15 protein-coding genes are annotated in these 18,660 nt (G+C 47.6%); 8 read left to right on the forward strand and 7 right to left on the reverse strand.

Annotation, left to right across the window (positions count from 1 at the left end; all coding sequences use genetic code 11):
- Positions 1-97: 97 nt before the first annotated feature.
- A complete protein-coding gene (oadA, locus tag EH243_RS01985; protein WP_126156953.1) occupies positions 98-1,903 on the reverse strand; it encodes a sodium-extruding oxaloacetate decarboxylase subunit alpha in 1,806 nt (601 codons plus the stop codon).
- A 68-nt stretch (positions 1,904-1,971) separates the two neighbouring features.
- Entirely contained in the window at positions 1,972-3,387 is a 1,416-nt protein-coding gene (locus EH243_RS01990; protein WP_126157012.1) for an acetyl-CoA carboxylase biotin carboxylase subunit, read from the reverse strand.
- A gap of 177 nt (positions 3,388-3,564) precedes the next feature.
- Between EH243_RS01990 and EH243_RS01995 the strand changes: the two genes are divergently transcribed.
- From EH243_RS01995 to EH243_RS02030, 8 genes are all read left to right on the forward strand, one after another.
- On the forward strand, positions 3,565-4,539 hold the full coding sequence (locus tag EH243_RS01995; protein WP_126156954.1) for a LysR family transcriptional regulator: 975 nt from the start codon (positions 3,565-3,567) through the stop codon (positions 4,537-4,539).
- 485 nt (positions 4,540-5,024) lie between these two features.
- A complete protein-coding gene (locus EH243_RS02000) occupies positions 5,025-6,464 on the forward strand; it encodes a two-component system sensor histidine kinase NtrB (protein ID WP_126156955.1) in 1,440 nt (479 codons plus the stop codon).
- Positions 6,465-6,499: 35 nt separating this feature from the next.
- Entirely contained in the window at positions 6,500-7,243 is a 744-nt protein-coding gene (locus EH243_RS02005; protein WP_126156956.1) for a DUF3465 domain-containing protein, read from the forward strand.
- Positions 7,244-7,399: 156 nt separating this feature from the next.
- A complete protein-coding gene (locus tag EH243_RS02010; protein ID WP_126156957.1) occupies positions 7,400-8,380 on the forward strand; it encodes an ADP-ribosylglycohydrolase family protein in 981 nt (326 codons plus the stop codon).
- Between the two features lie 137 nt (positions 8,381-8,517).
- Positions 8,518-9,987, forward strand: a complete 1,470-nt coding sequence (locus EH243_RS02015; protein WP_126156958.1) for a YcjX family GTP-binding protein — start codon at positions 8,518-8,520, stop codon at positions 9,985-9,987.
- A complete protein-coding gene (locus tag EH243_RS02020; protein ID WP_126156959.1) occupies positions 9,984-11,072 on the forward strand; it encodes a TIGR01620 family protein in 1,089 nt (362 codons plus the stop codon). The genes EH243_RS02015 and EH243_RS02020 overlap by 4 nt, the downstream gene beginning before the upstream one ends.
- Positions 11,073-12,187: 1,115 nt before the next feature.
- Positions 12,188-12,580, forward strand: coding sequence for a hypothetical protein (locus tag EH243_RS02025; RefSeq protein WP_206441465.1), 393 nt, complete (start codon positions 12,188-12,190; stop codon positions 12,578-12,580).
- Between the two features lie 109 nt (positions 12,581-12,689).
- Complete coding sequence (locus EH243_RS02030) at positions 12,690-13,001, forward strand: ssr3402 family protein (protein ID WP_126156961.1); 312 nt, start codon at positions 12,690-12,692, stop codon at positions 12,999-13,001.
- A 316-nt stretch (positions 13,002-13,317) separates the two neighbouring features.
- Here EH243_RS02030 and EH243_RS02035 read toward each other — a convergent pair whose 3' ends face one another.
- The 5 genes from EH243_RS02035 to EH243_RS02055 all read right to left on the reverse strand — a co-directional run bounded on the left by EH243_RS02035 (position 13,318) and on the right by EH243_RS02055 (position 18,458).
- Positions 13,318-14,544 carry a tyrosine-type recombinase/integrase gene (locus EH243_RS02035; RefSeq protein WP_126156962.1) on the reverse strand — a complete coding sequence of 409 codons (1,227 nt, stop codon included), beginning with the start codon at positions 14,542-14,544 and terminating at the stop codon, positions 13,318-13,320.
- A gap of 1,460 nt (positions 14,545-16,004) precedes the next feature.
- Entirely contained in the window at positions 16,005-16,283 is a 279-nt protein-coding gene (locus tag EH243_RS02040; protein ID WP_126156963.1) for a hypothetical protein, read from the reverse strand.
- 84 nt (positions 16,284-16,367) lie between these two features.
- Positions 16,368-17,033 carry a response regulator gene (locus EH243_RS02045; protein ID WP_126156964.1) on the reverse strand — a complete coding sequence of 222 codons (666 nt, stop codon included), beginning with the start codon at positions 17,031-17,033 and terminating at the stop codon, positions 16,368-16,370.
- Between the two features lie 73 nt (positions 17,034-17,106).
- A complete protein-coding gene (locus EH243_RS02050) occupies positions 17,107-17,559 on the reverse strand; it encodes a response regulator (protein ID WP_126156965.1) in 453 nt (150 codons plus the stop codon).
- A gap of 20 nt (positions 17,560-17,579) precedes the next feature.
- Positions 17,580-18,458 carry a DNA-binding protein gene (locus tag EH243_RS02055; protein WP_126156966.1) on the reverse strand — a complete coding sequence of 293 codons (879 nt, stop codon included), beginning with the start codon at positions 18,456-18,458 and terminating at the stop codon, positions 17,580-17,582.
- Positions 18,459-18,660 lie beyond the last annotated feature (202 nt).

Genomic DNA, 18,660 nt, shown 5'->3' on the forward strand with positions numbered 1-18,660 from the left:
CTCTGTATCGGGCGTTAAGTAGAAGCAGCGGTGAACGGCTATGAGCTATATGCCCATAACCGTTCACCTATGCAGGCTTTATCAATCTAACGTTAGCTTACTCGATTTCAGCCAGTACTTCGCCAGGAATCACACGATCACCCTTAGCAACGTAGATGGCTTTAACGGTGCCGCCAATATTGGCATGGATCTCCATCTCCATTTTCATCGCTTCGGCGACTAAGATCGGCTGGCCCGCTTCGACGACATCACCCTCTTTGACTAACACCTCGAAGATGTTGCCAGGCATAGCGGTGGTGACATGACCGGGTTCGCTGGCTTTTTTGCGAGAGTCGCCACCTTCAGCAACAAATTCGTTGAGTGGCTCGAAAATCACCTCTTCTGGCACACCGTCCAGTGACATGTAGATTTTACGCTTACCGCTACCAAACTCACCAACACCGGTGACCGCGATATCATAGGCTTCACCATGTACTTCAATTTTAAATTCAGAAGCGGGGGCTTGGCCTAGTTTCATACCATTGCCAGCATCGATCGGTAACAGCTCTTCCGGTTTCAGAGTGCCGTCGGCGCGCTGCTGCAAGAACTCGCGGCCGAGGTCGGGGAACATGGCAAAGGTCAGAACATCCTCTTCTGAAGTGGCCAATTCGCCGATCTCTTCTCGCAGATTGTTTAATTCAGGGCTAAGCAGATCGGCAGGGCGGCCGACATCAACGCTTTCATTGCCGATGGCGCGCTTTTGTAGTTCTGCATCGACCGGTGCTGGAGCGGCACCATACCCCCCTTGAAGGTAGCGCTTAACTTCGTTGGTGATTGTTTTATAACGCTCACCCGCCAGCACATTATAAACCGCTTGAGTGCCGACAATTTGAGAGGTTGGGGTGACTAATGGTGGGTAGCCAAGATCTTTACGTACTTGGGGTATTTCAGCAAAGACTTCGCGGATTCTATCCAGTGCATTTTGTTCTTTCAGTTGATTAGCGAGATTCGACATCATGCCGCCGGGCACCTGATTGATCTGCACAGAGACATCTTCGCGGGTAAATTCACTTTCAAACTGGTGATATTTCTTGCGTACTTCGCGGAAATAGTCGGCAATCTCGGCTAACCGTTCCAGATCCAATCCGGTGTCATAGTCGCTACCCTTAAGCGCAGCTACCTGGGTTTCGGTGGCCGGGTGACTGGTGCCGCTGGCAAACGAGGAGATCGCCGTATCGATGCGATCAGCGCCCGCTTCAATAGCTTTAAGTTGACATAACGGTGCTAGCCCAGCGGTAGAGTGGCTGTGTACCACAATAGGGATGTCTAGCTCGGCTTTTAAGGCGCGCACTAAATCATAGGTGGCATAAGGTGTCAGCAAGCCGGCCATATCCTTAATGGCGATTGAGTCTGCCCCCATTTCACGCATGGCAATGGCCTGTTTCACAAAGAGCTCAGGGGTGTGTACTGGGCTGGTGGTATAGCAGATAGTTCCTTGGGCATGTTTACCGGCTTTTTTGACCGCCTTCATTGCCGTTTCTAAGTTGCGGATATCGTTCAGCGCATCAAATACGCGGAATACATCGATGCCGTTTTGGGCGGCTTTAGCCACAAAGGCTTCGACGACATCATCGGCATAATGGCGGTAGCCTAGAAGATTCTGGCCGCGTAGTAACATCTGTAAGCGGGTATTGGGCAACGCAGCCCGTAGTTGACGCAAGCGTTCCCATGGATCTTCTTTCAGGAAGCGGACGCAGGCATCAAAAGTAGCACCGCCCCAGACTTCCAGAGACCAGTAACCGACCTGATCCAGTTTTTCACAGATAGGCAGCATATCTTCAGTACGCATACGGGTGGCGATCAGTGATTGATGCGCGTCTCGTAAAATCACATCGGTGACTTCAATTTTTTTAGCTTGGCTCACAATGTTTCTCCTACAACGGCCATGGCCGTTGGTTGTAATTCATAGTCCAAAATACTTAAGGTGGCTGCTTACCAGCCGGCGTAGGCGGCCACTGCGGCGGCAACGGCTAGGGCTATCTGACTCGGATGGCGTTTGTCGGAATAGTTCAGCAGTTCCGGATGGTCCGGTACGAAACTGGTGTTAAAGTTGGCCGCTTGAAAATCAGGGTGCTGTAAAATCTGCTGATAGTAGTTCGCAGTTGTTTTCACGCCGTGTAGACGCATATCATCCAGCGCCCGTTGACCTCGGGCGACGACTTCTTCCCAGGTTAATGCCCATACCACGAGTTTGAGACACATGGAGTCGTAATAAGGAGGGATTTCATAACCGGTATAGATGGCGGTATCGACACGCACGCCTGGTCCGCCGGGGGCGTAGTAGTGGGAGATACGTCCAAAGCTAGGTAGGAAATCATTTTTCGGGTCTTCCGCGTTAATTCGAAATTGCAGCGCATAACCACGATAAGAGATATCTTCCTGACGGTAGCTCAGGGGTAAGCCCGATGCGATACGCAACTGTTCGCGCACAATATCGACGCCGGTAATCTGTTCAGTAATAGTGTGTTCTACCTGTACTCGGGTATTCATCTCCATGAAATACACCTGATTACCAGTGAGCAGAAACTCGACGGTCCCCGCATTCTCGTAACCGACCGCTTCCGCCGCTTTTACCGCTAAACCGCCGATATACTGACGCTGCTCTGGTGTTAGCTGAGGGCTAGGCGCGATTTCTATCAGTTTTTGATTGCGACGTTGAATCGAACAGTCCCGCTCATATAGGTGAATCACGTTGCCTTGGCTGTCTGCTAAGATCTGAACTTCGATATGGCGTGGGTTGACGATGCATTTCTCCATAAAGACTTCCGCCGAACCAAAGGCTTTGGTCGCTTCGGAAATGACCCGTGGATACTGCAGCTTCAATTCCTGCGGCGTGTCACAGCGACGAATACCTCGACCGCCACCACCGGACGTCGCTTTAACCATGATGGGATAGCCGATCTCATCCGCTAGTTTTAAGGCTTCCTCAACATCGGCTAGATTGCCCTCAGAGCCAGGGGTGATGGGCACGCCCGCAGCGCGCATCGAATCACGGGCTTGGGTTTTATCCCCCATATTATGAATGACGGAGGATTTTGGCCCGATAAAGGCGATGCCTTGCTGTTCACAGAGCCGCGCAAATTCTGCATTTTCAGACAGAAAGCCATAGCCTGGGTGAATGGCATCGCAACCGGTTTCGAGTGCTAAGTTAACGATACATTGAGGATCGAGGTAACCTGCTAATGGGTCTTCACCCAGCGAATAAGCTTCATCCGCCCGCTTAACGTGCAGCGCATAACGGTCGGGTTCGGTATAGATCGCCACAGAGCGGATGCCTGTTTCGGCGCAAGCGCGGATAATGCGTACCGCAATCTCTCCCCGGTTGGCGATCAGTACTTTTTTAATCAGTACTTTATCGGTCATGAAACTCTCCTTTGTCTGCAGGAAGGTATGAACCTGTCCCCTAGACTGTTTGTCATAAGAATATAAACAGAGCTTAGTTTGATTTATTGATAAGGAGAAATTGATATTTCTTAGTTTATCTATAAGGTATTGCTTATAGGTAAGTAGAAAAGAGCAAAAAAAGTGCCGTTGACCATCAAAAATATCGCCACTCGCCTGACTTTTCGTCAGCTTCAGGTGTTTAAGGCCGTGTATGAGTTACAAAGCTATAGCAAAGCCGGAGAACTGCTAGGCCTGACTCAGCCGGCCGTGAGTAGTCAGATGCGTCAATTGGAGCAGGGGCTCGATCAACCGCTATTCGAATATGTTGGTAGACGCTTGTTCTGTACCGCGGCAGGTGAGCGGCTATCAGAGAGTATTAAGCGGATATTTATCGAGCTGTCCGATTTGCAAACCGATCTAGGGGCGCTGAAAGGCAATGTCGCGGGGGAATTAAAGCTGGTGGCGGTGAATACGGCGCAATACATGGTGCCTTATCTACTGCGGGCATTTCTCGATCTACACCCCCATGTGAGTGTGCGGGTTAGGGTGGTCAATCGCGCAACAGCCCTACAGCGGCTGAACGAAAACAATGATGATCTCGTAATTATGGGGATGGTGCCGGTCGATAAACCCTTGGTATCCCTGCCGTTTTTGGACAACGAACTGGTGCCAGTGGTGCCTGACGGCCATCCTCTGCTGAAGCTTAGTCAAGCCGAGCTGAGCCCGCAGCTGTTTCTGGATAGCCAGTTGCTGGTGCGAGAATCGGGCTCTGGTAGTCGGTTGGCATTAGAGCGGCATTGCCAAGAGCAGCGTTTACGCTTCACACCGAGTATGGAGATTGGCTCTAATGATGCGGTAAAGCACGCAGTGATCGCGGGTCTCGGTGTTGCAGTGCTACCGAAACTGAGTATTGGTGCCGAGTTGCAGCTAGGGCGTTTAAAAATTGTTGATATAGACGGCTTTCCACTGCGTCGTAGTTTCTGTGTGGTACACCCTCAGGCGAAGCATCCTACACCGGCGATGCAGGCGTTTCTGGATTACATTCAGCAAAATATAAAGCAGTTTGAACGAATGTTTATTACCAATATAAACAATGAATTGAATGTTTGTTCTTAAGCGATACTTTAAACTTAATTAAGCAGTATTGTTCGATTCGTAAGGTTGATAACGGGTATCAGACCTTCTGTTCAAACACAGCTAAGGCTGTCTCATAAGAAAGCGGAGATAATAGGGTTTTTCTGTTTATGCTGAGCATATTGGCATCACCATTATTGGAGTCTAGTTCTACCATGGGATGCTCGATTTACAGCATAGCTGAATGGCTAACAAAGAGTTGAGTGGGACTCGCCTCAGAAATTGAAATCAAACACTTAAATCTAGGATGATCGACACCGAGAAAGCGTTATAAACATAGCGAAACCCGCGCCAATTCCTATAGAATAGAGATAAATTGAAACTAAGCTTACAAAATCACTCTAATAGCATCACACAAGGTAACCGATGCGTTAAGGCGACCTGTTTCGGCTCTGCTTTGATTAAGATCGCTACAACCGAACAGCGACTCAGTTTTTTGTTATTCATCCGGATTAGTTAATACTCATATGATTAAATACGTATTTATTGTACTCGTACTCTGCTTACAGAGCTCATGGGCTGCCGCCGCTGTTGATTGGTTTAAAGATGACGAGGGCCGAACCAAATGGCAGCACCTCGCGAACTTCAGTAGTGCAACCCTGATCATCATTTTATCGATTACCGCCATCTATCTATTGATCTATAGCCGTCGCGCCCATCGGGCTAATCGAGAGCTAACCACCATTAAAAAAGAGTTAGAGCAACGGGTCAAAGAGCGTACCGCCGCGGTTGAAGAGTCAAACCGCAAGTTAGTCGAAAGCAATCAGCTGTTAGAGTCCGAAGTGGCGCAGCATGTGATCACCGCAAATCAACTGCGCAGTTCAGAGCTGTACGTGAAAGATATTTTAACGTCCATGCCGCTCATGCTGGTGGGGTTGAATAAAGACGGGCAGGTGACCCAGTGGAATAAGCGGGTAGAAGAGTTGTCCGGCGTACCATCAGAGGAAGCCCTCGGTAAAACCCTATGGGAAGCCTATCCTACGATGACGATTGTGCCTGAGCATATTCAGCAGGCCATTGAGCAGAATAAAATCATTCACCTGAAACAAAGCCTGCGCAGCCTGTCGCACTTCGATATCACCATCTATCCGCTGCAGGGCCCAGAGCCGGGCGTCGTGATTCTGGTGGATGATGTCTCGAAAGAAACCACGGCGGAAAATCTACTCATCCATAATGACAAGATGTCATTTATGGGTGAGCTGGCATCTTCGATGGCCCACGATATTAATATCCCGTTGCAAGCCATTCTGATGGATTTAAAACGGTTCAAAAATATTATGGCTGACCAACAACGGGTTGATAAAACAGCATTGCTGGAATCGATCTATAGCGATATGTCCGACAAAGGGGATAAGGTTGCTAAGATCATTCATAACCTGCTGACCTTTGCCCGTAATCGCAATAGCGAAAAACAGATGGCGGATATCGTCGATGTGATGGAACATACCGTCAACCTGGGCAAAGAGGTGATCTCTGTATCGGATGGGCTGATGTTTAATCAGGTCAAACTTGAGTGGCAGGTTGAGAAAGGTTTGCCCCAAGTTCCTTGCTATATCACCGAGCTACAGCAGGTATTTCTGAGTTTGTTCCGGCATGCCTGTACTGCCTTGCAGAAAAAAATGGGGACAGAAGGCTTTGAACCAACCATTAAGATTATTCTGTCAGAAAGCTACGATAATATGTGGATCAAAATCCAACATAATGGCGTCGGTCTGAGCAGCGAAGAGCAGATGAGTCTGTTTGAACCGTTTTTCAGTAACACGGATCCCGCTAACGATTTTGATACCGGTCAGCACCTATCGTTCTCATATTACATCATCACTGAACAGCATCAGGGCCATATGGCGGTGACGTCAGATCCAGAAGTGGGGTCGACCTTTCATATGCAGATTCCTATTACCCGCTGATCTCTTTACATTGATGGCAACTCGGATGATCGCTTATGCAGCAACAAACGGGAACATTAGCGGTCTGGAAAGCTGACCGAGGTTATGGCTTTATCAAACGTCACGATGGTCCGGATGTGTTTGTGCATATCCGAGACTTCGGTCGAATTCCCCGTCAACCTCGAGAGGGTGACATCATTCATTTTCAACCGCTGCCGGATAAGCAGGGACGGTTCCGGGCGGCGGATGTTCGTATAGAAGGGCTGAACGCTAGTGCCAGCCCAGCGGGAAAATCAGCAAGATTTTCGCCCAGTAAACACCGACGCAAACCGGCTCACCAGTCAAGAAGGTTGCCGATTAAGTGGGGCCTGGCGGCGGCGATCATCGCCGGACTGCTATCGACGGCCTACCAATCATTGCCGAACACTGTACCGGCAACCGCCACAGAAAATGTTCAATCCACAGGTAACGACAGCGTCATTCAGCGGGCTTATCGCCAGCAGCAAAGTGATCTACAGGTTCGCGGTAGCGGCATCGTTAGTAACATCCTGCCGGATGATCGGCAGGGCAGCCAACACCAGCGTTTTATCCTTAGATTACCCTCGAACATTACCGTACTCGTTGCCCATAATATTGATTTAGCCCCGCGGATAAACGGGTTACAGGTGGGCGATACCGTTGCTTTTAATGGTGAATACGAATGGAATAAAAAAGGTGGCGTGATTCATTGGACCCACCACGATCCTTCCGGACGGCATACCGATGGCTGGCTCGAACACCGAGGGCAGCGTTATCGTTGAAGCTCGGTTGTGATGGCCGCCAATCTTGATGGGGCCGATTTCTTAATGAGGCGACGAGTGATTGAAGAATATTGTGTGAGCGATGGCTAGATCTCTGTTGTTTTCGGGTATCAAGAATAAGACATGCACAGGGATCAGCGTTAAAGGGAGATAGAGATGCCGGATAAGCACTTAGATAAGCTTTTAGACAAGTTAAGAGGCATGCTGGTTGGGCTAGCCGTCGGGGATGCCTTAGGTGCCGCCGTTGAGTTTATGCCGCGGGGCTCTTTTGAACTGGTCGAAGGATATCGCGCCGGCGGGCCGCATAATCTGGCGGCGGGCTATTGGACCGATGATACCTCGATGGCGCTGTGCTCTGGGGCGAGCTTAATACATTGCCATCAGCATGACCCTGAAGATCAGATGCAACGCTACCAACGTTGGTATCGTGATGGTTACATGTCGAGTACTGGCCGCTGTTTTGATATCGGCTTTCAAACCCAAAGAGCGATTCAGCGTTTCGAACGTGAGGGTATCGATTTAAGTGGCAGCGTACATCCCGAAGATGTCGATAGTGCGGGTAATGGCGCCTTGATGCGCTTGGCGCCCGTCGCGATTAAATATCATAAGGACGTGAAGCTGGCGGTGAGGGCAGCGGCGGATAACGCAGCACTGACCCATACCGATAGGCGCTGCATTGATGCGAATAGGGTATTTGCCTTTCTGCTTATTCGCGCGCTCAATTATGATGATAAAGCCCAAGTGCTCGCGCCCGCAGCGATCGCCGCTTATTTTTCCGAAGATCTCGACTACGAAGTCGCTGAGGTTGCTCGGGGGTCATATCGTCAGCTAAACGAATCGCAGGTGGTGTCAACTGGCTACGTGGTGACCTCACTCGAAGCTGCATTGTGGGCTTTTTATCACGCCTCGACCTTTGAAGAGGGAGCTAAACTAGCCGTTAATTTAGGCGACGATGCCGACACCATTGGCGCGATATATGGACAGATTGCCGGTGCATTCTGGGGTTATGATGCCATACCTGCGCCTTGGGTTAACGAATTGCATGACCACGCCCGTATTACGACGGTGGCTGATTTACTGGCGACGGGCATGACCGATGAGCAATTAGAGATATTGGTCGAGCATGCCTCAACTTAATCGGTATTAGAGCGAGTTATTGTGCAGCCAACGTCACTCGCAACAGCTGTTTTTCCGGGTTATTGAAACGGCGCCTCAGCTTGCAGAACATGATGAAACAGGTGCCAATAGGCCCTCAGCAAAACATTAAGGATCGAATGAAAGACTCTGACGGATTAGTTTCCAGCGTTTTCAAAAAGCCATTAAAAACCGTTATCGACTTAGCCGATGAGGGTATTAGCAGCGCTACGGCACAATTCGATAAACTGCGAGATCAGCGCTTCTGTCTCGGTATCACGGGCTTGAGTCAGAGTGGTAAATCGACCTTTATTACCAGCCTTATCAATCAGCTGATGCAACATGATACGGCTAGTTTAGCGGGATTCTCGCCGGTTCTGACCGACCGCTTATTAGGGGTCAAAATTCATCCACTGGATGCTCCCGAATTACCTCAGTTTCCCTACGAGGAGGCTTACCAAGGTTTGTGTGGAGCGGAGCCTCATTGGCCGGCATCCACCGCTGACGTCAGCGGCTGTTTGCTCGAGCTAAGACTGGCCAATAGCGGTGCTAAGTTTAACCCTTTTAGTCGCAAGCAGTTTTCACTCTATTTAGAAATTCGCGATTACCCCGGCGAATGGTTACTAGACCTGCCGTTACGGGATATGAGTTATTCCCGCTGGTGTGCCCAGTGTAACGCACAGTATACCCAGTCGCCTCGGGCTGAATTATTGGGTGAGTTACTACAGGATTTACAACAATTAGACCCTCTAGCCGAGGCCGATGAAGAAACGCTTAATAGGTTCAATCAACGTTATATCGCTTTTTTAAAGGCCTGCAAATACAACAGTAAAAGTCTGAGCATGATCCAGCCGGGCCGTTTCCTGATGCCAGGGCAGCTAAAAGACCCGGATGTTTTATGTTTTATGCCGTTATTAAAGTGCGGTAGCTATACAGAAGGGCAGCTCAAAGCGGCGGCCAATAACAGCTACTATAAAATCTGCGAGCGGCGCTATCAGCGTTATATTAAAGAACTGGTCGAGCCCTTTTATAAAGCGTTTTTCAGCCGTATTGATCGGCAACTAGTGCTGGTTGATGTGGTTAATGCGCTCAACGCGGGGCCTGAGTACATTGATGATATGCGCCAAGCGCTAGCGAATATTACCGATAGTTTTGCCTATGGTAGCCGCAACCGATTATTTCAGTTGTTTAGCCCGAAAATCGATAAAGTGGTCTTTGCCGCCACCAAAATTGATCAGGTGTTATCGGAAGATCATGAAGCGGTGCGTCAGTTACTTTCGGTCATTGTTAAGCAGGCTTACCGCAATGCTCAACATGAAGGCATACAGCCCATTTGCGAAGCCACTGCGGCCGTACGCTCCAGTAAAGAAGTGAAGCATGAAAACCAATTAGGCATTAGCGGCTTTGGTGTTGATGGTGAAGCGATCGGCTATATTCATCCGAAGATTCCCAATCGTATACCCGAAGGTGATGAATGGGCTCCCTTTTTAGACTGGACAATACCACCACTCAATCCGCCGAAAGGGATCTCCTATCAAAATGATGATGCCATTCCACATATCCGCCTCGATACCGTACTCAATGCTCTGATCGGAGATAAATGTCTATGAGTAACAAAACAGACCAAGGTGATGAGCTTGCCCCACGTAAAGCTGGCCATCAATTTAGCGTGGATGACAGCCCAGTAGAAACAGGGGCGGATGAGTCACGACAGGCAAAAACCTTTATTCCCGATAACGAAGAACGTTTATCTGCGGCGCCTGAAACCATCACCGCCGGCGAGCGGCTACCGCGGGTATCTGAATATTCAGGCATCCAGCTGGAAACATTACCGATCAAAGGGTTGAAGAATTTTTTCAAGCTGTTAGCGGTATTAGTCGCTGTGATTATCGGTTGGGATATTTATGATGTCTTTCAGAGCGCATTGGCCATTCATTGGAGCGTTGCCAGTGCGTTTGTGTTACTCATCAGCCTCGTTGGCGGGATGGGCGTACGATTACTATGGCGCTACCTAGGGGATCGTGAAAACCTTGAAGCGCTGGATGAGATACAGCGGGATGCCGAGCGTTTAGCAGCAGCTAATGATTTTGGCGATGCTCAACAATTTATCAAGAAGTTACAGACGTTCTACGCGGATAAGCCGCAAGCTATTTTTTATCAACGCTGTGTCGATCAACTACCCGACTATAGTAATGATCGGGAAGTCATTGAGCATATCGAACGCGTCTTTATTCAGCCATTAGATCAAGAAGCATTGCGCCGTGTTTCATCCTTTAGTTTGCAAACTGGCGCGGCCGTCGCCGTGAGTCCTTGGGCCTCCCTTGATATGCTGCTGTCCCTATGGCGCAGTTTGAAAATGATCGACGAAGTGGCGCAGGTCTATGGTATTCGCCCCTCATTACCAAACCGCTATAAGCTGTTAAAGCAGGTCATTCATCAGTTAATCTTCGTTGGCGCTACCGATATTATGGTGGATCAGTTAATGAGTGAATTTGGGGCCGCGTCTTTAACCACGATGACCAGCACTCGCATAGGTCAGGGGGTCGGTGCGGGTATCTATACGGCGCGTATCGGTATAGCGGCGATGAAGGTCAGCCGACCAATCGAGTTTAGTGGGTCGAATACACCCAAACTAAAATCGGTGATTGGACCGATGATCAACCATATCAAGAATTTGTTCAAAATCACTCAATAGAGCAGGGGCGACTAGGCTATCGTCAGGTCGCCCGACTCATATCATTATTTAGCCAGCTTAGCCTTTGTCTCGAGAAGCATCAAAATAGGGATGACCCAACGCAGGTAAGCAATAAGTACGATCAGTCATTGAGGGTGATTCTAACAATAGGGATATAAAAAAGGCGAATAAATGAATGACTAAGGTCGTCTAATTTACGTGAAATCTCGATAAAAAAGTAGTGTGAAAAAAGACGGTAAAAAATAGGTGAGATATAAAGAGGTAAAAACAAGGAAGTGGTAGTGTCCATACCTAGCTTCCTCTTTCAGCAATCCTTTTCCTTGTAACCGTTGCTTCCTGCAATCCCCCTGGCTACTCTGCTGAGCTCTGCAATCAAATCCCTGATTGCCCTGAACATGTGCGCTATATTAGAATCAAAAGGTAATACTGTCTCTAGGACAAATTCCTATTTTTATGTTTTACGTGCCTCAAATGTGTGACTTAACACGGCTCTCTAGTACATCCAGTCGACTGTAGCATTGGCCGAATAGAGTCTAGCCTGTGGCCGATATGCAGATATCCAACAGAAGAGCTGCTCTCTGATGACATCACGCATAGCTTTTAAATTGAAGGTTTCTAAAAAAGAGTTTTAAAGAATATTTTTTTTAATCATTGGCTTATAAGAGACTTCTAATAGATATTCCACCCCTGGAACACTGGCTTAGGCATTATTTTAGCGCTATAGGTTCATTTACTCCGTGATCAAAAGCAAGATGAAACCTTTACGGTCGATGCAGGCTTAAGCGTTGAAAGTTTTATGGTTGTCGCAGCACCAGCGTTGAATTATTCATGCAATCCTGACTTGTTGAACGCCACTGAATACTAGCGGCTCATTGAGTGGGGCAAGATCGTCTTTTAGCGTTGTACTGAAGAGAATCATGAGCGCATCTAAAAAGTAATACATCGTATCACTCGGCCTTTATGTGCTCGACAGTATTGAGCTATTACCCAGCGCCAAACGGTTGCCACAGAGGAATGTGGTTGCCATTATCAACATGACCATACCTATGGGCTGCTAGCTTTAAGGCACTGAATCGAGTGTTTTACTGATTAAAATAATTTACGGGGTTTAAATCATGCAGGTTAAGATCATTGCTTTAGTTGTCATGAGTGTATTGCTGCAGGCTTGCGCGGGCAGTACGGCAAGTTATGAGTCATTAGTTGAAACCAAAAACGATACCTCTGCTATTTATTTAGTCGTGGGTGAAACCAAAGAAATATTATCGATTAGCAATGGCTTTCCCGGTTGGTGGGGCTTCTATCCTGGTGTTGCTTCAGTGTCCCCGGAAGTTGCCAGTGTCAACTGTCAGGAAAAGGGAAGCCTAATCTCCGCAGACGGTGAAGTTTGTTATTTAACGGCAAATAACCCGGGTGAAACCTGGTTGATATATGGCAATAAGTTCTACCTGGATGTCAGCAGTGATGATTTGCCAGAGAGTAAAACAAAACTGGTTGTTACTACCGAGTAGAGATTTCGGGTGTTGGTGTTGAACAAACTCCGTGCGGTACTTCAATACAAACCTGTAAGCGGGCTATGATGCTGAAATAGGTAGTAGCTAACCCAAAGGAATGCGCAATATGAAGATGATTAAAAGGTCATCTATCGTTGTTTTATTAGGCTGGAGCGCCTCTGTATATTCTGCATTAGCTCCATCGGCGGTTAATCTAAGAGATTTGGATACGATGGTGGATTTCGTTCGCGAGCACCCATCTGTCGCGATGACATTGGAAAGCATCGATCTATTATCGCTGAGCGTGTTCTATGACCATCACTGCGAAGCTAAATTTGTGCGTAATGAACCAAGCTTGTTAAGCCTAGCTCAGCCAGGCCCACAACCGAACATCAAGTTTACGATGAGTACCTGTCCATTGAATGAGATGGATAAATAACCGCGAAAAGCCGCCGCTAGGGCCAATGCAGAAAGGGTGATTTCACAGGTGAAAAATGGTGCTTATTCGGATGCAGCTTACTCGTCGCAGAAGTATTCATAGCAGCAATATTGATCATATGTTTTTATGGGTTTAGCGTGACTTGTGCACTCCAGACTTTCGTGCATCAGGCCATTGCTACGCTGACTGGTTTGCCACATTTGAATCGTTCTTCTATGGAGCTTCGTTAGTGTTAATGAGCAGTGCTGTGGTGGTACTAGGGCGATACTTTTTACGTCGATGATCAATCCTATCCTAAGAATTAAGCGGTTCTTGACTACACCACCTGACCCTTGGCACTGGATGCACGCTCCATGTTATCCGAATCTACATATAATTCATCGGTTGTTCTGATACTGCCGTGGCCGAGATCTGCTTGTACATGGGCTAAGTTTCGGCCAGCGGCTACCTCCATCGATGCCCCAGTATGTCGTAACCAGTGGGTCGTGGCGGCCTGCAGTTCTGAAGCCTCGACATCAAAACCGTCTTGAAGAAGCGCGTGACAACCTTCATGTAAGGCCCATTCGACAATATTACGTAACTGACGACTACCAATGCCTCGATGCTTAACGCGCGATTCAATCAGCGGTTCGGATGAGTCCTTAGAGGGAAGGGGAGTTAACCCCCGATGTGAACGATAGCGGCGCAGAAAGGCGAGATATTCATTAGAAATGGATACATCACGCTCTTTAGACCCTTTACCATAGGTGCGAAACCACCAATTACCCTCATGGTCACGATGGAAGTGGGACATGACCGGCAACCAGTTCGGTCTTTCTGATAGCTCAGAGATGCGTAACTTAAGAGATTTTAAGGTAGCGACGACAAACAGTGTTCGTTCGTGCAATGGATCTGCATCAGCCATCGAAGTAGCCGCATTGAGTAGATACTCCCACTGCAGCTCGGATAAGCGCCGGGCGGTATTAATGCCTGTTTCTTGTCGCAGGTAGGGACAGTTTTTCTTCACAATTGGAATCTGATTGCCTGGGGCGTAATCTTCGGCCATTAGATAGTTAAAGAAGACACTGAGGTTAGAAAACAATCCTTGCCATGACTTGGTGTTGAGTCGGCCTTTACCCGCACCGGCTAAGCGAAATGGTCGCCAGTTTTGATTAGGCTGACGGACACCGGCGTTGGTTACAAACCTTCGCTCAACGGTCGCGGTCTGCCATTGCGGATCGGGCTTAGCGACAAAGTCGGTGTATTCCTCAAGATCACTTCTGCGTAATGTCGATACCGATTTCCCTTTAATTAACCAGGACCACAGCAATAAACGTTCAGCATCGCCGCGAAACTTATCGTAGGTGTCCTGACTTTTTTTACTGTAGCTGGTGAGAAATGCTTTTGTGTAGCGATAGTCATCGAGTGCGCCATCGACATCAATACCGAGTACAAAGGATTCAACCGCCGGAGCCTGATCAGGAAATAACACATTTCGTGGAATCTGATTGAAGTGCTTAGCTGAGTCGAACAGCGGCACACCGGCAAATGCTTTATTGGACATTGAGGTTGAACCTTAATTAACGATAGAGGCGTTTATTATATAATAGATGCCTCTAATTACCAGTAGTGTCTACTACTGGAAGTACAGTATAAGGATAAAAACAGCTCTATTTTGGCGCTCACATTTCGTTTACAGATGTTTATGCTAGATCCATCTAATCCACCTAAACCGGCTCGGACAATGCAAAGTCTGTGTTCAAACAACGCTGACCACATGGCTTAAATTAATCAGTGAATAGTATCCTAGTGAATGTTGAGTTGATCACCCAATCTTCGCAAGAACAATTGTCGTTCATATCGTGCGCTACGTGAAAACAGATTCGTTGGAGTCTGTGGCTCGATCGATTCAAGTCTCACGCGCATTCTCTGATAACAGATGACGGCCTGTCCATTAGATGACTCGGTTACATCATTCTCCATTAAGTGAGCCGTTGGAATTATTGTGTCGTTGCTGGCTTTATGTCGCTGATGAACTGAATCAGATTAGCTTGGATAGCTTAATTAGGTAGACATTAGGTAAGCATTAAATAGGCAGATGAAAAATGCAGCGCTGCTTATCCCGATATCTCATTTCTGCCGATGAAATAATCTTCTTGCTCTCAGCTCTGAATCTAACCATTCAGAATAAGCATTAAGAATTAGTCGGGTCGTTCGCTGCGTAAGATGCGTCCATATTGTTTAAGTGTCGATAGGGATAAGTGTCGATAGGGATAAGTGTCGATAGGGATAAGTGTCGATGCTGGAAAGCTAATAAGCCATGCCAGATAAAGGGATCAAAACAGGGTGTGAAACTAGGCAAAAAAGTAGCGTGCGCTACGTGCCTGTAGCGACACATTACCCACAAAAAAAGAATTAGCGCGACTCTCCTTACGAGAGCCTTACAAGGGTAATTTGCGAGAATAGATCGATGCGTTTCTAAAAGTCTTTACAGTTCCGCTTCATAGCAGTTGAGCCTGTTTCAAGTGTTCGATATCGAGAGTGTAGTGGTGCCTATTCTTAGCTTCATCTCAATCACTAGCACTACACATAACTTGGGTTACGTTAAATAGAAGACCTACCGATATCATTAAACTCCTCAGCAGCGAGATCCATTACTATTATTATTCTATTTAACATAATATACATTATACGAAGTCGTATATTTATAAGAATAGCCCTTTTTATTGGGCTTAAGCGCTAGCTATGGCTTACTCCGTATTTAACAAAACGTCAGTTATTATGCGTGCGCTACGTGAAAAATTCGTTAGTTTTGACGGTAATCATAGCCGCCAGGCGCTGTACGCACGCTAATACTATGCTCATCTAATTGCCGATCATTTATAAAATTCAGGCGAAAAAAAACAGCCCATACTGATGGCCTGCTCTATTGTTTGCTCTGTGTGATTAGCGCCGTGATTGGCTCGAGTTTAGCGCGTTAGGTTCAGGCTTAGAGCCTATCAATCGACACCTGTATCGCGCTACTTATGAGATGAGAATTGGCTGTGCTGAGCATTCATAGCTGCAGACTAAATAAGGTGAAACGGCAACTAATTCTTGGGTTTGGTATGACTGAACAATGAGCTCTTGAGCGCCGCACGTTTTGTCGGTTTTGGCGAGTACTTGATAAGGTGCGCCGCGACAAAGTAATCGCTGATCGTTGCTATAAAAATCCGCATCAAGGTAGATCTCATCGCCAACGCTTATCTCGCGCCAGATAAAATCCGCTTCGAGAATCAGCTCAGACTGGTCCTGGTTATACATAGATTGGGCCTCACATAAGCATGCGTGAATAACAAGAACAGCCCCTTAAAGGCGCCTTGAATCCGCGACCCGAAATGGAATTATTCAGGCCTCTACAATCTTATGACGAATCGCCAGATGTACAAGCTCAGAATTGTTATTGATACCCAATTTGCGCAGAATGTTAGCCCGATGGGCATGTACGGTTTTAGGGCTAAGAAACATATCTTCGGCCACCTGAGCGGCGGGCTGCCCCTGAGCCAAGCAAGAAAACACCTGAAACTCACGCTTGGTTAGCTTGGCGAACGGTGAACCAGAATCACCACCGCCCGGTGTAATCAGTTCTCGAATGCTTTCTGCATAGTAGGTGTGCCCTTCTGACACCATAAGCACGGCCTTGAGAAGCTCGTCAGGCGCACAACGCTTAGTAAGGTAACCTGAGGCTCCGGCTTGAACCACGTGGGCAGGAAACGGCTCACTTTCCATGACCGTTAATACGAGGACACGGGCATCAGGGTCTTTTGCCCGAATAACACGGATAGCTTCAAGCCCACCATAAGCCTGTGCGCCACCGTTGGTAGAACTATCGGCCGGCATCGATAGGTCCATAATGACCACATCCGGCCGAACGGAGAGGTATTTCTCGACCGCTTCTTGGCCGCTGCTCGCCTCGGCGACAATATCAATTCTACTATCATTATCCAATAGACGCTGAAACCCTGCTCTAACGACAGGATGATCATCAACCAGTAAAACTTTGATAGTGCTCATGTATAGCCTGAATTCATTTGATAATTATGTGTAGTGATTATACCGATCTAACCACCGGAATGTAGATGTCAGATCAACCGTTGTCGTTTTCGATCATACTGTCGGCGCCACGATAGACACCGTGGGTATCGATATCCAATGCAACGGCAGGTGAAACATCGTCAGAACTCACCACGACCGGCATGGCAACCAATTCATCGCTGTAGCCAACCAGTTTAATGCCCTCCTTCCTACAATGCATGAGCACCTTCTCCAGAGCCCGAATAACCGCGGCTTGGCGAGTGCTGAGGTGTCGATCGCTGGGTTGATCGTCAGATGGCTTTTTACTGGTTACCTGACGGATCGCATAACCCTGCTCATCGACCAGTTGCAGCGTAATGCCCGCCAACTTTTCTTTGACCAAAACGACTTTGCCAAGGTTGAAAACAGCCTCATCCGTGCAGCATACAGAGCCATCGGGATCGCAACTTTTTATCCCCGCCAGAATCTCTCCGTAGGCGGAACCTTTATCTAGGTATGTATCCATAATCCCTATAATTCAATAAATTATGACTTAAATTTAAAGTTTTCTAGCAGAGAGTGAAGCCGTTCTATCTCACTCTCTTTTTCGTTTAACCGGGCTTCAAGCAGTGGTTCCAGATGACTTGAGGTGGCGCGCTGCTCCAGCTCTTGATAGCGTAAATCTTGCTGGCTAATAACCTGCTGAAGCTGATGTTTCTCTTTAATACTGCTGCGCTCAACATCAAATAGAGACTCTCTAAGCTGACGATTTTCATCTTGCAGTGTTTGCAGATGTTTTTCTAGCCGTGAAGTCTCTCCTTCAAGGTACTGATTTTTATGTTGATACTCCAGTAATTCTTGCTGGCGATTACCACTACCACCACGTTCCAGCTGCTCTAGGGTAATCTCATACTCTTTGATTTGGCGTCGAAGATCACGATTATCCGCCTCAAGCCGCATCTCTCTTTCGTCTTGCGCTAGCTGTTTTTTTTGTAGCTCTGCAATATACGCAAGGTTTTGCTGATTTTCAGCCATTAGTTTGTCAGATAGGTCCTGCAGGCGACGCAGATCATCTCGATGAGTGGTATTTTGCCCTTCTAGTGATGTTTCTAGCTCAAGGTAGTGCTGTTCTAATTGCTGCCTCTGCTCGGATAACTGATGTTCCGCATAGGCGAGCGCCTGCTGCCACAATGTGTTGGCACTGTTAAATACCGGCTCAGGTATTTCAGGCCGAGCATTTTGCGCCAATAGCCTTTTACCTAGCCCCTGCCACCAGTCATTCAACGCTTTGTTAATAGTGGTCAGGCTGCCCGAGCCTAATTCATTGCGTACCATCTGCTGTGTAGGCCTGCGCCCGTCAGCCAGTAGGTTATCGGCGATCTCAAATACTTTCTCATAGGTTTTGGGCGGTGTTGTCTGCGTCATTGTTAGGCCAGAGTGATATTAAAAATACAGAATACATATTAGGTATTGATCTTATATTACCGATAACTGATCGACCAGTTAAATCCATCGTCAGGGCTATATTAACCCATTAGCTCACTCAAAATGGTGAAGATGTCGCACAGTTTAATGCTGTCTCGCTTTGCTTTATCCCATTATCGATTTATGCTGAAACTAAAGTCAT

The sequence above is a fragment of the Amphritea opalescens genome (assembly GCF_003957515.1).
Classification (GTDB): domain Bacteria; phylum Pseudomonadota; class Gammaproteobacteria; order Pseudomonadales; family Balneatricaceae; genus Amphritea; species Amphritea opalescens.

What these genes read in the sequence shown, in the direction of transcription:
- EH243_RS02025 (WP_206441465.1), top strand. Translation starts at nt 12,188, where the DNA reads ATGCAGGTTAAGATCATTGCTTTAGTTGTCATGAGTGTATTGCTGCAG.
- EH243_RS02010 (WP_126156957.1), top strand. Translation starts at nt 7,400, where the DNA reads ATGCCGGATAAGCACTTAGATAAGCTTTTAGACAAGTTAAGAGGCATG.
- EH243_RS02020 (WP_126156959.1), top strand. Translation starts at nt 9,984, where the DNA reads ATGAGTAACAAAACAGACCAAGGTGATGAGCTTGCCCCACGTAAAGCT.
- EH243_RS02030 (WP_126156961.1), top strand. Translation starts at nt 12,690, where the DNA reads ATGAAGATGATTAAAAGGTCATCTATCGTTGTTTTATTAGGCTGGAGC.
- EH243_RS02050 (WP_126156965.1), bottom strand. Translation starts at nt 17,559, where the DNA reads ATGGATACATACCTAGATAAAGGTTCCGCCTACGGAGAGATTCTGGCG.
- EH243_RS02015 (WP_126156958.1), top strand. Translation starts at nt 8,518, where the DNA reads ATGAAAGACTCTGACGGATTAGTTTCCAGCGTTTTCAAAAAGCCATTA.
- EH243_RS02000 (WP_126156955.1), top strand. Translation starts at nt 5,025, where the DNA reads ATGATTAAATACGTATTTATTGTACTCGTACTCTGCTTACAGAGCTCA.
- EH243_RS02045 (WP_126156964.1), bottom strand. Translation starts at nt 17,033, where the DNA reads ATGAGCACTATCAAAGTTTTACTGGTTGATGATCATCCTGTCGTTAGA.
- EH243_RS02040 (WP_126156963.1), bottom strand. Translation starts at nt 16,283, where the DNA reads ATGTATAACCAGGACCAGTCTGAGCTGATTCTCGAAGCGGATTTTATC.
- EH243_RS02035 (WP_126156962.1), bottom strand. Translation starts at nt 14,544, where the DNA reads ATGTCCAATAAAGCATTTGCCGGTGTGCCGCTGTTCGACTCAGCTAAG.
- EH243_RS02005 (WP_126156956.1), top strand. Translation starts at nt 6,500, where the DNA reads ATGCAGCAACAAACGGGAACATTAGCGGTCTGGAAAGCTGACCGAGGT.
- EH243_RS02055 (WP_126156966.1), bottom strand. Translation starts at nt 18,458, where the DNA reads ATGACGCAGACAACACCGCCCAAAACCTATGAGAAAGTATTTGAGATC.